Genomic DNA, 14,280 nt, shown 5'->3' with positions numbered 1-14,280 from the left:
TTCGTAGGGCTGCTCGAAGAATGGGTCGACGGGGGCTTGCGCCATCCGCGCGGGACGCTCGGCCCTTTCCGGGCGCTCCCGTTCGACGCGCTCGAACCGCTCCACCCGTTCCGGCCGCTCGGCGCGTGGCGTCGGCGCGGTCGAAGGCTCGCGCGGTGCATCCAGCACGTCGCGCTCGTCGCCGGTTTCGCCGCGTTCGCGCCAGGTGCGACGGCCGTCGTTGATGCGGCCGCGCGGGCGGTCGTCGTCGTACTCCAGCGCCTCGATCTCGATCTTGCGCTTGAGCAGCTTTTCCAGGTCGGCCATGAGCCGGCCGTCGCTGGGCGACACCAGCGTGACCGCCAGCCCCGAGGCGCCGGCCCGGCCGGTGCGGCCGATGCGGTGGACGTAGTCCTCGGCGTTGAACGGCACGTCGAAGTTGAACACTGCCGGCACGTCCTTGATGTCGAGGCCGCGGGCCGCCACGTCGGTGGCCACCAGCATGTCGACTTCGCCCGCCTTGAAGGCAGCCAGCGCCTTGAGGCGCTCGTCCTGGCTCTTGTCGCCGTGCAGCGCCGTGGTCTTCATGCCCTCGCGCTCCAGCGAGCGGGCCAGCCGGGCGCAGCCCAGCTTGCTGTTGACGAAGATGAAGGCCTGCTTGAGTTGGCGCTGGCGCACGATCTGGTGAATGGCGCGGCGCTTGTCGTCGTCGACGACGCTGTAGAAATGCTGCTCCACCGTCGAGGCGGTGGCGTTCGGGCTGGAGACCTCGATCGTGACCGGGTCCTGCAGGTAGCTGCTGGCCAGCCGCCGGATCTCGGGCGAGAAGGTGGCCGAGAACAGCAGCGTGGTGCGCTGCTTGGGCAGGTACGACAGGATGCGCTGCAGGTCCGGCAAAAAACCGATGTCGAGCATGCGGTCGGCTTCGTCCAGCACCACGTACTCGACCTGGTTGAGCACCGCGTTCTTGGCTTCGATGTGATCGAGCAGCCGGCCCGGCGTGGCGACCAGCACTTCGACGCCGCGCTTGAGCTCGGCGGTCTGCGGTTTCATGTCGATGCCGCCGAAGACGACGGCGCTGCGCAGGTTGGTGTGCTTGGCGTACAGCTTGACCTGCTGGGCCACCTGGTCAGCGAGTTCGCGGGTGGGCAGCAGCACCAGGGCCCGTACCGGATGCCGCGCCGGCGAGGTGGAGGTGTTCTCGTGCTTGAGCATCCGCTGCAGCAAGGGCAGCGAAAACGCGGCCGTCTTGCCGGTGCCGGTCTGGGCGGCGCCCATGACGTCGCGGCCCTGGAGCACCACCGGAATGGCCTGCTCCTGGATCGGGGTCATGGTCTCGTAGCCCATTTCGGCCACGGCACGCGCCAGCGGCTCAGCCAGGGACAGCTTGGAGAAGGAGGATTGTTCTGTGTCTGACATCTAACCGGCTATTGTCGCATCGTTGCAAAAACCGGGCCAAACAGGGTGTAACTGCGGGCCGCGCCCCAGGCACGGCCCGATTTGCAGGTCTTACAGCGTGCGTGCGCTGAAGGTGTCGCAGGCCTTCACGCTGCCCGTCTTCAAGCCGGTGGAAAACCACTTTTGGCGCTGCGCGCTGCTGCCGTGGGTGAAGCTTTCCGGCACCACCGCGCGGCCGCTGGACTTTTGCAAGGCGTCGTCGCCGATCTTGGAGGCGGCGTTCATCGCCTCCTCCACGTCGCCCTGCTCCAGGATCTGGCGCGCGTTCTGCGCATGGTGGCCCCAGACGCCGGCAAAGCAGTCGGCCTGCAGTTCGAGCCGCACGCTCATGGCGTTGGCGGCGGCGCCGCCGCGGGCCCGCGAGCGTTCCACCTGCTCGGTGATCCCGAGCTGGTGCTGCACGTGGTGCCCGACTTCATGGGCGATCACGTAGGCCTGGGCAAAGTCGCCGGGCGCGCCCATGCGGCTTTTCATGGTCTCGTAGAAACTCAGGTCGATGTAGACCTTCTGGTCGGCCGGGCAGTAGAACGGCCCCATCGCCGCTTGGCCGGCGCCGCAGGCGGTGCGCACCGAGCCGCGAAACAGCACCAGCCGCGGCTCCTGGTAGGTGGCCCCGCCCTGGGTGAACAGCTGCTTCCACACGTCTTCGGTGTCGGCCAGTACGGTGGAGACGAAGCGGCCCATTTCGTCGGGTGGCGCCGCCTGCGGCCCCGGCTGGGTCTGCACCTGCGGGGCCGGGCCGCCCTCTCCGGTCATCATGCCCAGCAAGGTGAGCGGATTGATGCCCAGCACCGCGCCGCCGATCAGGGCGACGACGATGGTGCCGATGCCGATGCTGCCCCGGCCGATGCCGAAGCCGCCGCCGCCGCTGCGCGCGTCTTCCACGTTCGATGATGTCCGGTTACCTTCCCAACGCATGGTCGCCTCCCTGCTGTAGAGTGGCCAGATGGTAGCGACCACTAGCCCAGCGGCGCGTAGTCCGGCAACGGTTTTGGTGACCGGCTTCGATCCTTTCGGCGGCAGCCACGTCAACCCGAGCTGGCAGGCAGTGCATGCGATGCACGGCCGCGCCATCGCCGGCCGCCGCGTGGTCGGAGGCGAGCTGCCGACCATTTTCGACGACGCCCTGCAGCGGCTGGGCGAGCTGATGGAGGAGCACCAGCCCGAGCTGGTGGTGTGCACCGGCCAGGCTGCCGGCCGCGGCGCCATTTCGCTGGAGCGGGTGGCGATCAACGTCAACGACGCCCGCATCCGCGACAACGCCGGCAGGAAACCGATCGACACGCCGGTGATCCCCGGTGGTCCGGCGGCCTACTTCACGACATTGCCGATCAAGGCGATGCTGGTGGAGCTGATCGAGTCCGGCATCAAGGCGGAGGTGTCCCAGACCGCCGGCACCTTCGTCTGCAACCACGTGTTCTATGGCCTGATGCACCTGCTGGCCCAGCCGCGATGGCAAGGCACGCGCGGCGGGCTGATCCACGTGCCCTGGCTGCCCGAACAAGGGCAGCCGTCGATGCGGCTGGACGAACTGGTGGCCGGGCTGGAACTGGGCATCGCCTGCGCCTTGCGCACCGAGCACGACATCCGCAAGGAAGCGGGCGCCATCAACTAGCGGCGGGCAACCACGGCCCCGCAGCCTAGAATCAGGGCGTGTCCATCCTCAACGCCGACCTGCACTGCCACTCCGTGGTTTCCGACGGCACGATGACGCCCGAGGCGCTGGCGGCGCGCGCCTCCGGCAACGGTGTCGAACTGTGGGCGCTGACCGACCACGACGAAATCAGCGGACAAGGGCGCGCCGCCGCGGCCGCCCGTGCCCACGGCATGAAGTACCTGACGGGCACCGAAATCTCGGTCACTTTCGCCGACGAAACGGTGCACATCGTGGGCCTGGGCTTCGATGCCGACGACCCCGAGATGCATGCCGGACTGCGCGCCACCCGGGGCGGGCGCGGCGAGCGGGCGCGCGAGATCGCGGCCGGCTTGCTGCGGGCGGGCATCAAGGACGCCTACGAAGGCGCGCTGCGCTACGTGGGCAACCCCGAGCTGATCTCCCGCACCCACTTCGCCCGCTTCCTGGTCGAGACCGGCGTGTGCAGGGACACCAGCGAGGTGTTCCGCCGCTACCTGACCGAGAACAAGCCCGGCTACGTGCCGCACCGCTGGGCCTCGCTCAAGGACGCGGTGCAGTGGATCACGGCCGCCGGCGGTGTCGCCGTGATCGCCCACCCGGCGCGCTACAAGTTCACCGCGAACGAGGAGTTTGCGCTGTTCACCGAATTCAAGGCGCACGGCGGCCGCGGCGTCGAAGTCGTCACCGGCAGCCACACGCCTGCCGAATACGTCAAATACGCCGATACCGCGCGCGAGTTCGGCCTGGCCGCCTCCCGCGGCAGCGACTTCCACAGCCCGGACGAAAGCCACACCGACCTGGGCAAGCTGCCTTACCTGCCGGGGCAGCTGACGCCGGTGTGGGATCTGCTGGCCGACCGCATCCAGTGAGCACGGCGGCACGGCCCGGCGCGCAGCCGCTGGCCGGCATCTTCCTGGTGGTGGCCGCCGGCGCCTGCTTTTCCACCCTCGACACCGCCACCAAGTACGTCAGCGCCGGCGTGCCGCTGCTGATGGCGCTGTGGTTCCGCTACTGCTTCCAGGCCGTGGCCACCACGGTGGCGGTGCTGCCCATGCGCGGCGTCGCCGTCTTTCGCACCCGCAAGCTCGCCTGGCAACTGGTGCGGGGGCTGCTGCTGCTCACCAGCAGCCTGCTGGCCTTCGCCAGCCTGCGCTACATGCCGGTTGGCGAGTTCACCGCGATCGTGATGATCACGCCGCTGGCCGTCACCGTGCTGGCGGCCACGCTGCTCAAAGAGCATGTCTCGGGCCTGCGCTGGGCGCTGGTGGCGGGCGGCTTCGCCGGCACCTTGATCATCATCCGCCCGGGCGGCGCCGATTTCGGCTGGGCCAGTCTGCTGCCGCTGCTGCTGGTGGCCAGCAACGCCTCGTTCCAGGTGCTCACCAGCAAGCTGGCGCGCACCGAAGACCCGGTCACCATGCACCTGTACACCGGCTGGACCGGCACGCTGATCGCGGCACTGGCGCTGCCGTTCGTCTGGACCACCGACATCGCGGCGTGGCTGTGGGTCGCGCTGTGCATCATGGGGCTGGCCGCGACGGTCGGCCACTACTTCCTGATCATGGCTTACTACCGGGCGCCGGCCGGCACCCTCACGCCCTACCTGTACAGCCAGATCGGCTTTGCGATGCTCGGTGGCCTACTGGTTTTCTCGCATGTTCCGGACAAGCTGTCGCTCGCCGGCATCGCCATGATCGCGGTTTGCGGCGCCGCCGGCGCCTGGCTGACGGTGCGCGAGCGCCGCGCCGCCGCTGGCTGAAACGCTTTTGCAGTGATTTCCCCATGGCCCAGTACTTCGAAGTCCACCCGGAAAATCCGCAGCCGCGCCTGTTGAAGCAGGCCGTGGCGCTGCTGGCCGCCGGCGGAGTGGTGGCGGTTCCCACCGACTCCAGCTACGCGCTGACGTGCCACCTGGACGACAAGGCGGCGGCTGACCGGTTGCGCCAGATCCGCCGCGTCGACGACAAGCACCACCTGACCATCCTGTGCCGCGACCTGAGCGAGCTGGCCAACTACGCCCGCGTCGACAACAAGCAGTACCGGCTGCTCAAGTCGGCCACGCCCGGCCCCTACACCTTCATCCTGGAAGCCACGCGCGAGGTCCCGCGGCGCCTGAGCCACCCGCAGCGCAAGACCATCGGCCTGCGGGTGCCGGACCACAAGGTGCTGCAAGGCCTGCTGGAGCTGCACGGCGCGCCGCTGCTGTCCACCACGCTGATTGATCCCAACGAGCAGGTGGCACTGAACGATCCGCAGGAGATCCGCGAGCGCTTCCAGTCGCAGCTGGCCGGCGTCATCGGCGCGGGGCCGTGCCCGGACCAGCCGACCACCGTGATCGACCTGACGCCGATGGGCAGCGGCGGCGGCGCCGTGCTGGTGCGCCAGGGCCGCGGCGATACCGCAATCCTGGGCCTGTGAAGGCGTCTGACACAATCGGCCGGTGGACTTCAACAACCTGATTCAGACCGTCGCCATCTACGCCCTCCCCGTGCTCTTCGCGATCACGGTGCACGAGGCGGCGCACGGCTACGTGGCCAAGCACCTGGGCGACCCGACGGCCTACATGCTCGGGCGCAACACGCTCAACCCCCTCAAGCACATCGATCCGATCGGCACCATCCTGATGCCGCTGATGCTGTACTTCGCCACCTCGGGCGCTTTCCTGTTCGGCTATGCCAAGCCGGTGCCCGTCAACTTCTCGCAGCTGCGGCACCCCAAGCGCGACATGGTGTGGGTGGCGCTGGCCGGACCGCTGTCCAACCTGATCCAGGCCCTGCTGTGGGCCATCGCCTTCACCGTGCTGCTGCTGCTGGGCGTGCAGGAACGCTTCTTCCTGATCATGTGCACGGCCGGCGTGCTGGTGAATTTCGTGATGGCCGCCTTCAACCTGTTCCCACTGCCGCCGCTGGACGGCGGCCGGGTGCTGGTCGGCCTGCTGCCGCGGCGCCAGGCCATTGCAGTGAGCAAGATCGAGCCCTGGGGCTTTTTCATCGTGCTGGGCCTGGTCCTGCTCGGCGTGGTCGGCACTTACTGGCTGCTGCCGCTGCTGCGCGTGGGTTACTCCTTTCTCGACCTGATCAACCTGTCCACCCCCTTTCCGCCCCGCATCCGATGAGCCCTGTCCGCTTCCTCACCGGCATCACCACCACCGGCACGCCCCACCTGGGCAACTACGTGGGCGCCATCCGGCCGACGGTGCAGGCCAGCCGCCGCCCCGGCACCGAGAACTTCTACTTCCTGGCTGACTACCACGCGCTGATCAAGTGCGACGAGCCGGCCCGCATCCAGCGCTCCACCCTGGAGATCGCCGCTTGCTGGCTGGCCGCGGGGCTGGACTGGGAGCACGTGCACTTCTACCGGCAGTCGGACATCCCGGAAATTCCGGAGCTGACCTGGCTGCTCACCTGCGTGACCGGCAAGGGCATCCTGAACCGGGCCCACGCCTACAAGGCGCAGGTCGACAAGAACAACGCCGCCGGCGTGGACGTCGATGCCGACGTCAGCGCCGGCCTGTTCATGTACCCGGTGCTGATGGCCGCGGACATCCTGATGTTCAAGGCGCACAAGGTGCCGGTGGGCCGCGACCAGGTGCAGCACATCGAGATGGCGCGCGACATGGCATCCAGCTACAACCACCTGTACGGCGAGCACCTGGTGCTGCCCCAGGCGCAGGTGGACGACGACGTGGCGCTGCTGCCGGGTCTGGACGGCCGCAAGATGAGCAAGAGCTACGACAACGTGATCGCGCTGTTCGGAGCGCGCGAGCAGGTGCGCAAGCAGATCTTCTCGATCGTGACGGACTCGCGGGCGCCGGGCGAGCCCAAGGAGGTGCAAGGCTCGGCGCTGTTCCAGATCTACCAGGCCTTCGCCTCACCGGAAGAGACGCTCAAGCTGCGCCAGGCCTACTCGGCCGGCATCGCCTGGAGCGATGCCAAGCAGCTGCTGTTCGAGCGCATCGACCACGAGATCGCCCCGATGCGCGAGCGCTACCAGCACCTCGTCGAGCATCCGGGCGAACTCGAGGACATCCTGCAGGCCGGCGCTGCCAAGGCCAGGGCGCGGGCCACGCCGCTGATGCGCGAGCTGCGCGAGGCGGTCGGCCTGCGCAGGCTGGCCAGCGTCACCGGCGCCGGCAAGAAAGCCGCGAACAAGGGCGCCAGCCTGCCCGCCTTCAAGCAATACCGCGAGGCCGACGGCCAGTTCTACTTCAAGCTGGTCGACGGCCAGGGACGGCTGCTGCTGCAAAGCGCGGGCTTTGCCTCGCCCAGGGAGGCCGGCCAGTTCATCGCTGCCTTGAAGGCCGGCGCCGGCGAACCGCTGGCGCTGGATGGCAAGGCCACTCCGGCCGATGGCGTGGCGCTGGCCGACGTCGGCGCTGCCCTGCGCGAGCTGGCGCAATCTTGATGCCAATGCCTTACAACCCTGGCCCCACTGGCGAGGCGGTATCCTTGGAGCGAATGTCGCTCGAAAAATCCACGAAAACCATGACCTTGTACGTCATCGATGACCACCCCCTGATGCGTGAAGCGGTGGTCATGCTGATGCGCCGGGTGCGTCCAGGCGCCAACGTGGTCGAACTCGATCGTCTCGGGGGCGTCGAGGCGGCGGCCAAGCAGCATGGGGACCCCGACCTGATCACGCTGGATCTGAAGCTGCCGGACACCACCGGCGCCTCGGGCGTGCACGAACTCAAGAAGCGCTTTCCGGAGACGCCGCTGGCGGTGCTGTCCGCCTCGCCGGCGGCCGACGCCGAGGAGATGTGCATCGAGGCCGGCGCCGACATCTACATCGAGAAATCGTCCGGTGGCCAGGAGATCGGCAATGCGCTGCGGGCGCTGCTCTCGGCCGATGGCCAGTTCGAGGAACTGGCGCCGACCGACAACAAGCTGTCCAAGCGGCAAAAGCAGCTGATCGTGATGCTGGACCGCGGCCTGTCCAACCGCGAGATCGCCGACGAACTCGGAATCAGCGAGCACACCGTCAAGGTGCACCTGTGGCGGCTGTTCCGGCGCCTGGGCGTCAAGAGCCGCACCCAGACCATCCACCACGCGCGGATGCACGGCCTGCTGGCCAGCTGAGGGCACCAGCCGGCTCAGGGCCGGCTGGCCATCTGCGCCACCGCCGCCACCGCGCGCTCCGCCGCGGCCCGGGCATCGGTCGGCTGCAGCAGCAGCCGGAACACGGTGCCGCGGCCGAGGCGCGAGCCCATCGTGAGCGGGTGACCCAGGATGTTGGTGAGGCGCGCGACGATGTACAGCCCGAGCCCGAAGCCCTCCTCCGTTCCGCCATGGGTGGGCACCTTGAAGAATTCGCGGAAAATCTCGCGCTGGTGCTCCGGCGCGATCCCCACGCCGGTGTCCCAGATCTCGACGCTCAGCCCCTGCCGCGTGGCGCGCGACGCCAGCAGCACGCCGCCGGCGCGCGTGTACCTGACCGCGTTGGAGATCAGGTTGCCGACGATGCGCCGCAGCAGGATCGGGTCCGACACCACCGTCCCCGGCGTCACGTGCAGCCGGAACTGCAGGCCCTTGGCCTCGCACACCGGCCGGTACTGCAGCTCGAGGTCGTGCAGCAGCTTGGCGAGGTTCACCGGCTCGACGTTCAGCCGGATCTTGCCGGCGTCCAGGCGCGACAGGTCGAACAGCGAGTCGAACAGCTGGTTCACCGCCTTGGTCGATTCGACGATCTTCGGCGCCAGTTCGTGCACCAGCTCCGGCTCGCTCCCGAGCCAGTCGGCGTACAGGCCCAGGGCGTGCACCGGCTGGCGGATGTCGTGGGCGGCGCTGGCCAGGAAGCGGTTCTTGATTTCCACCGCGTCCAGCGCCGCCTGGGTCTGGCGCGTCAGTGACTCGATCAGCTGGTTGTTGCGGTACTGCAGCGAGAAGTTGCTGCGGTGGGTTTCGTGCAGGCGCCCGCCGGCGTGGCGCAACACCTGCCAGAAGATCAGCAGCATCGCCAGCAGCCACCAGTGGTAGGTAGGCCCCTGCAGCCGCAGGTCCACCCCCATACGCCAGGCCATCACGGCGACGGCCGTCAGCCCCAGCGTGTTCAGGTAGGCGTGCATGGTGGCGAGCCGGCTGGACAAGGCGTTGATGGAGAACATGGCGGTGCCGGCCAGCAGCAGCCAGCAGATGAACTGGTCCGGCAGCGTCGCCCGGCCGAAGTGCAGCGCGGTGGTCAGGCCCCACACCAGCGCCGACAGCGGCCACACCAGCCGGTGGCGGCGAAAGAACGCCAGGTGTTCGGCGCTTCCGCGGCCCTTCACCTGACGCTCGTAGCGGCGCAGCAGCCAGAAGCGGCAGCCCGCCATCGCCAGCGCGAACGCGGCCCAGGCCAGCAGCCAGCGGGAGCTGGCGTCCCCCCACAGCACCGCTACCACCAGCGGGATCAACAGCAGGCCGATCGACTGGGTGTCACGCTGGGTCCGCATCAGGTTGCGCACGAGTTCCCCCTCGACCCACTGGGCCTGCGCGGGCGATGCTGCGGCCAGGGCCGCCTGCGGTTTCATGGGCGCGAGTCTAGAACATGCGCTCGCGCCGGCCAGCAGCCGCTCCGACATTGCTATGGGCGCAGTCCTACACACCCCATGGATGAACACGAACAGACTCTGCCGTGCGCTGCCACCCTCCAGCTGACAGTGCACCCGTGCACCAACCTTGACGAGGAACCCAAATGGATTCGCAAACCGGCAAACAAGACTCCGAAAAACCCTCCGCACCGAAGAAATCCCTGCGCGGCTTTGCCGCGATGGACCCGCAGCGCCAGCGCGAGATCGCCAGCCTGGGCGGCCGCGCGGCCCACCAGAGCGGCCACGCCCACGAGTTCACCAGCGAGGAAGCCCGCGCCGCCGGCAAGAAGCGCCATGCCCGTTCCGACAGTTCGCGCGCCAGCTGAAAGCCCCTTGCGGGTGTAGGACGAAGCAATCCGGGGTTGGGCCACCGACTGACATGGTCGGGCCCGGCCCGGCGTCTAGGATGGCGGCATGCAATTCGTCGACGAAGCATCCGCGTCCCCTCCGGTGACCGCTGGGCAAGCTGCGGCGGTGCCGGCCGCCGCCGCAGCTTTGCAACTGGCGCAGGCCAGCCGCGCCCTGTGGGCCGCCACGCTGTCGTTGATGGCGGCTTTCATGCAGACCGGGGCCCCTGCCCATCGCTATCTGCTGGCCCGCCGGATCGCCCGCAATTTCGAAACGCTGGCCGACCAGTGCTGCTTCGACAGCGGCAGCCGCGCCAGCTTCGGCCGGCTGGCGTTGCGCTGGGAGGCGACATGCGCGCAGTTCGCGCCGGCCCGCCAACCGGCCTCCAAGCGCAGCCGCGCGCTGCTGCGCTTCCTGCTCTGAGCCCGGCGAGCCTGGCCGCCTTGCTTCACGGCCGCCGACGCTCCTGGGGGCGGCAGCCTACAGGACGCACGGCGTGTGTCCGACAGGCGGGGTCCATGCACATTCCCAAACTCTCGGAAACATCTTCACGCACTTCGATGGCAGACACCAAAGGCATGGCCAAGACCTCCACGCGTTCGCTGTGGAAGGGGGCGATCACGTTCGGGCTGGTCCACATCCCGATCGGCCTGTATTCGGCCACCGAGGAAAGCGACTTGAATTTCGACTGGCTGGACCGGCGCACCATGGACCCCGTGGGCTACAAGCGGGTCAACAAGCGCACCGGCCGCGAGATCGAAAAGGAGAACGTGGTCAAGGGCATCGAGCACGGCAAGGGCAACTACGTCGTGCTGTCGCCGGAGGAAGTGGCCCAGGCCTACCCCAAGACCACTCAGACCATCGAGATCGAGGCCTTCGTCGATGTCGACGAAGTGCCGTTCGTGTACCTGGAGCGGCCGTACTACACCGCCCCGATCAACAAGGGCGAGAAGGTCTATGCCCTGCTGCGCGAGGCGCTGCGCGAAACCGGCAAGGCGGGGCTGGCCCGGGTGGTGATCCACAGCAAGCAGCACCTGGCGGTGGTGCTGCCGTGCGGGCCGGCGCTGGTGCTGAACCTGGTGCGCTGGGGCGGCGAGATCCGCTCCTGGGAAGGCCTGTCGCTGCCCAAGCCGGGCAAGGGCGACCTCAAGGATGCCGAGCTGAAAATGGCGCGCCACCTGATCGAGGACATGAGCGGCCACTGGAGCGCCGACGACTACCGCGACTCGTTCCGCGAAGACATCATGAAGCTGGTGGAGGCCAAGGCCAAGGCCGGCGAGACCGAGTCGGTGGCCCCGCTTGAGGAGGCACCGCAAGGCCAGGGCGCCGACGTGATCGACCTGACGGAATTGCTGCGCCGCAGCCTCAAGGGCGGCGCCAAGGCCGAGGCCGAGGCCGAGGCGCCGGCCGCCGCCAAGGCCAAGGCCCCGGCGCGCAAGCCGGCGGCAAAGAAATCCCCCGCCGCCAAACGGGCGCCGGCGACCAAGGCGCGCGCCAGGCGCGCCGCATGAAAGACGAGGGGACGCATGGACGCGACAACCTACCTGGCGGCCTGGCTGCTGGCCGCGTTGTTCCTGGTCGGCCTGATCACGCTGGTGCTCATGCGCTACCGCCGTCAATACGAGCTGCGCGGCGCCCAGGCGCGGCTGCTGCTGCTGGCATTGCAGCGGTATTCCAACTGGGTCGGCGCGCAGCGGCTGGCCGCGGTGTTTCAGGGCGAGGGGCCGGAAGCGGAGGCGGCACTGGACGACGCCTGCACCATCCGGATGAAGTTCTTCCCGGAACTGGCCGGCGACATGGCCGAATTGATGGCCGTGCACAACCGGCTGATCCTGTTCCTGAGCACGCAGCAGGCGCTGTGGCTGCGCGACCCCGAGAACTGGCTCGACTCCGGACACGACAAGCGGTTCATGGCGCTGTGGCGCCAGCACCAATACGCCCTGCAGGCGCTGCACGCGAAGTTGCAGCAGGTGACCATCGTCCGTGACGAGCCGCCGCCGCCCCGCAGGCAGTCCACCTATGCGTGAAAGGCATTCGCAAAAATGAACTGGAGCATCCGATGAAAAGTTTCGCGGGCAAGCTGGCCGTGCTGGGCGCCGGCGCGCTGGCCATGTATTACCTGGATCCGCAGTTGGGCGGGCAGCGCCGCGCCGCCCTCGCCGAACTGCTGCGCAGCGGCCTGCGCCTGTCTCCCCGCCCCGCTGAAATGCAAGGCCGGCACGCGCGTCGGACCTTCCACCGCCCGGGCAGGGCGGATCCGCAGGCCGACGCCGAACTGCGCAGCGCCATCAGCGAACGGCTCGACGGCCTGGTCAGCCATCCGGGCGCCATCCAGGTGCAGGTGCAAGATGGCGTGGTGCGCCTGAGCGGGGACGTGCTGGCCAACGAACGCGACGGCCTGCTGCTGCAGCTGCGCGAAATGCCGGGCGTGCAAAAGCTGGTGAACGCCATGACGGCCCACGCCACCCCGGACGGGATCGCCGGCCTGGACGCCACCGCCATCCCGCGCCCGCAAGCGGCCTGAAACCGCGGCCGGGCCGCCGCAGCGGCGGCACCATCCGGCGCGCGCCAGGCCCCTGCCCGGTCGTTCCATCTTGCTGCTGGGTGCCGCCGGTCTCGTGCTGGGCGGGCTTGGCCAGCTGGTTTCGCGCCTGGGTTTTCTCGCGCTGCGGCTGGTCGGCGCCGGCGGCCTGGTCTGGCACCGATTGCAGGTGGCCCGCAGCGCCGCCACCGAGAAGTTCTTCGGCAACGTGGGCGAGGACGCCCGCCTGACCGCTTGCAGGGCTCCCCCGGCGAGATGGCCGCCGACCGCACGCTGTCGCCAACGCCGGCGCCGCGCCGGTGCGTGCACTGACGAGCCAGGCGGCGCCGTCCTGCTTTACGTGTGCCTTCCGACCCGCCGAGCCGGCCGCAGACTACATGCCGACGAGCCGGCGCGGCCTACCTTTCGGGGCATTCCATGCATCCAGGAGGGCTGACCCCATGAAAGCAAGACTTCGTTCCACCGTCGCCGCCATGCTGCTGCTGGCGCCCGTCGCCGCCACCCTGGTGGCCCAGCCGGCCGCCGCCCAGCAGCAAGCCGCGCCGGCCGTGACGTCCATGGCGCTGAACGCCGACGCCGGCCTGTCGCCCGGCTCGACCCTGCGCCTGCAGGTCCAGGCCACCCCGTATGCCCGCAGCGCCAGCGTGGCGCTCGGCGACAGCGGCGTGGTGGTGCAGCTGCAGCCGCAAGGCCCCGGCACCTTCACCGGCGCCTACGTGGTGCGCCGCGCCGATCGGATCGATCCGCTGCAGCTGATGACGGCGCGCGTCTCCGACGGCCAGCGCACCATCAGCCGCAGCTTCAGCTTCCCGCCGGCCTTCCAGGCGCTGGCGATGGGCGGCCAGGCCTCCGGCTCGCGCGCGGACGATCGCCAGGACCGGCGCGAGGAGCGGCAGCAGCGGCGTGAAGAACGGCGCGAAGCCCGCAACGACCGCTCGGCGCCGCAAATCACCGGCATGGCGCCGGCCCACGGCGAGCGCATCGGCGAACGCGGCCGGGCCGAAGTGTCGGCCAAGCTGGCCGACGAAGGCAGCGGGATCGACAAGGCGTCGGTGCGGCTGCGCCTGGGCGGGCGCGACGTCACCGCCAACACCCGCGTCACCGATGACGAGGTCAGCTTCCGCGGCGACCTGGACCCCGGTCGCTACACCGCCGAACTGACGGTGCGGGACCATGCCGGCAACATGACCAGCAAGTCGTGGACCTTCGACATCGTGGAGCGCCAGCGGGATCGAGTGGGAGCCGCACCGGCCGGCGAACTGCCGCTGCATGTGACTAGTCACGACAACAACGCGCGGATCGATGCGGGCGCCGCCATGGTGATCCAGGGCCGGACCGCGCCGCACGCCACCGTGCGAGTGCAGGTCGAGACCGTCGCCAACGTGGCCGGGCTGCTCGGGCTTACCCAGCAGGTGATGGACCAGACGCTGCAGGCCGACGCCAGCGGCAACTTCAACTTCGCCGTGGCGCCAGGACCGTTCCCGATTGCCGGCGCCCGCTACGATGTACGGCTGACCTCGACCCGCGGCAGCCAGACGGCGCAGGAACGCCTGACCCTGTACCGCGGCTGACGCGCGCCGGGCCGGGCCGGCCCTTTTCTCCAGGCCGGACCTCGGCCCGCCGGTTACGCAAGCTAGCGCCAGCTCCAGCCCCAGCCCAGGCCCCGCCCCGGGCGGCGCAACGGGGGATGCGCTACCATTGCGGACTTGACGGAACAGCCCACGCGTCCTCGGCGCGTGGATGAGCTGC

The 14,280-nt window shown here is 69.1% G+C and carries 16 protein-coding genes; 13 read left to right on the top strand and 3 right to left on the bottom strand.

The window, feature by feature from the left end; genetic code table 11:
* Positions 1–1,398, bottom strand: a 1,398-nt coding sequence (locus JWP65_RS05460) for a DEAD/DEAH box helicase (RefSeq protein WP_299761112.1), incomplete at its 3' end; no start/stop codon positions are given.
* 90 nt (positions 1,399–1,488) lie between these two features.
* On the bottom strand, positions 1,489–2,355 hold the full coding sequence (locus JWP65_RS05455; RefSeq protein ID WP_299761109.1) for a neutral zinc metallopeptidase: 867 nt from the start codon (positions 2,353–2,355) through the stop codon (positions 1,489–1,491).
* Between the two features lie 28 nt (positions 2,356–2,383).
* Between JWP65_RS05455 and pcp the strand changes: the two genes are divergently transcribed.
* The 7 genes from pcp to JWP65_RS05420 all read left to right on the top strand — a co-directional run bounded on the left by pcp (position 2,384) and on the right by JWP65_RS05420 (position 8,151).
* A complete protein-coding gene (gene pcp / locus JWP65_RS05450; protein ID WP_299761106.1) occupies positions 2,384–3,052 on the top strand; it encodes a pyroglutamyl-peptidase I in 669 nt (222 codons plus the stop codon).
* A 38-nt stretch (positions 3,053–3,090) separates the two neighbouring features.
* Positions 3,091–3,942: a 3',5'-nucleoside bisphosphate phosphatase gene (locus JWP65_RS05445; protein WP_299761103.1), complete on the top strand. Its 852-nt coding sequence runs from the start codon at positions 3,091–3,093 to the stop codon at positions 3,940–3,942.
* Positions 3,939–4,832, top strand: coding sequence for a DMT family transporter (locus JWP65_RS05440; RefSeq protein ID WP_299761100.1), 894 nt, complete (start codon positions 3,939–3,941; stop codon positions 4,830–4,832). The genes JWP65_RS05445 and JWP65_RS05440 overlap by 4 nt, the downstream gene beginning before the upstream one ends.
* Before the next feature lie 23 nt (positions 4,833–4,855).
* On the top strand, positions 4,856–5,491 hold the full coding sequence (locus JWP65_RS05435) for an L-threonylcarbamoyladenylate synthase (protein ID WP_299761097.1): 636 nt from the start codon (positions 4,856–4,858) through the stop codon (positions 5,489–5,491).
* Positions 5,492–5,513: 22 nt separating this feature from the next.
* On the top strand, positions 5,514–6,188 hold the full coding sequence (locus tag JWP65_RS05430) for a site-2 protease family protein (RefSeq protein ID WP_299761094.1): 675 nt from the start codon (positions 5,514–5,516) through the stop codon (positions 6,186–6,188).
* Positions 6,185–7,477, top strand: a complete 1,293-nt coding sequence (locus JWP65_RS05425; protein WP_299761091.1) for a tryptophan--tRNA ligase — start codon at positions 6,185–6,187, stop codon at positions 7,475–7,477. Before JWP65_RS05430 ends, JWP65_RS05425 begins: the two co-directional genes overlap by 4 nt.
* A gap of 80 nt (positions 7,478–7,557) precedes the next feature.
* Positions 7,558–8,151 (top strand): LuxR C-terminal-related transcriptional regulator, encoded by a 594-nt coding sequence (locus JWP65_RS05420; protein ID WP_299761088.1) that lies wholly within the window; start codon positions 7,558–7,560, stop codon positions 8,149–8,151.
* 14 nt (positions 8,152–8,165) lie between these two features.
* On the opposite strand, the gene JWP65_RS05415 is transcribed toward JWP65_RS05420, so the two are convergent.
* A complete protein-coding gene (locus JWP65_RS05415) occupies positions 8,166–9,581 on the bottom strand; it encodes a HAMP domain-containing sensor histidine kinase (protein WP_299761085.1) in 1,416 nt (471 codons plus the stop codon).
* A gap of 164 nt (positions 9,582–9,745) precedes the next feature.
* Here JWP65_RS05415 and JWP65_RS05410 point away from each other — a divergent pair, with 164 nt between their 5' ends.
* The 6 genes from JWP65_RS05410 to JWP65_RS05385 all read left to right on the top strand — a co-directional run bounded on the left by JWP65_RS05410 (position 9,746) and on the right by JWP65_RS05385 (position 14,102).
* The gene (locus JWP65_RS05410; RefSeq protein WP_299761083.1) at positions 9,746–9,967 is read left to right on the top strand and encodes a KGG domain-containing protein; all 222 of its coding nucleotides are present in this window, start codon (positions 9,746–9,748) and stop codon (positions 9,965–9,967) included.
* 88 nt (positions 9,968–10,055) lie between these two features.
* Positions 10,056–10,412: a hypothetical protein gene (locus tag JWP65_RS05405; protein WP_299761081.1), complete on the top strand. Its 357-nt coding sequence runs from the start codon at positions 10,056–10,058 to the stop codon at positions 10,410–10,412.
* 137 nt (positions 10,413–10,549) lie between these two features.
* Entirely contained in the window at positions 10,550–11,500 is a 951-nt protein-coding gene (locus tag JWP65_RS05400; protein ID WP_299761079.1) for a Ku protein, read from the top strand.
* Positions 11,501–11,515: 15 nt separating this feature from the next.
* Entirely contained in the window at positions 11,516–12,016 is a 501-nt protein-coding gene (locus JWP65_RS05395) for a hypothetical protein (protein ID WP_299761077.1), read from the top strand.
* 32 nt (positions 12,017–12,048) lie between these two features.
* Positions 12,049–12,513: a BON domain-containing protein gene (locus tag JWP65_RS05390; RefSeq protein ID WP_299761075.1), complete on the top strand. Its 465-nt coding sequence runs from the start codon at positions 12,049–12,051 to the stop codon at positions 12,511–12,513.
* Between the two features lie 458 nt (positions 12,514–12,971).
* Positions 12,972–14,102, top strand: coding sequence for a hypothetical protein (locus tag JWP65_RS05385; RefSeq protein ID WP_299761073.1), 1,131 nt, complete (start codon positions 12,972–12,974; stop codon positions 14,100–14,102).
* Positions 14,103–14,280: the final 178 nt, after the last annotated feature.

This window comes from Ramlibacter sp., assembly GCF_028292805.1.
Classification (GTDB): domain Bacteria; phylum Pseudomonadota; class Gammaproteobacteria; order Burkholderiales; family Burkholderiaceae_C; genus Ramlibacter.
The sequence above is the reverse complement of the archived record's forward strand: the minus strand, read 5'-3'. Positions and strand labels throughout refer to the sequence as shown.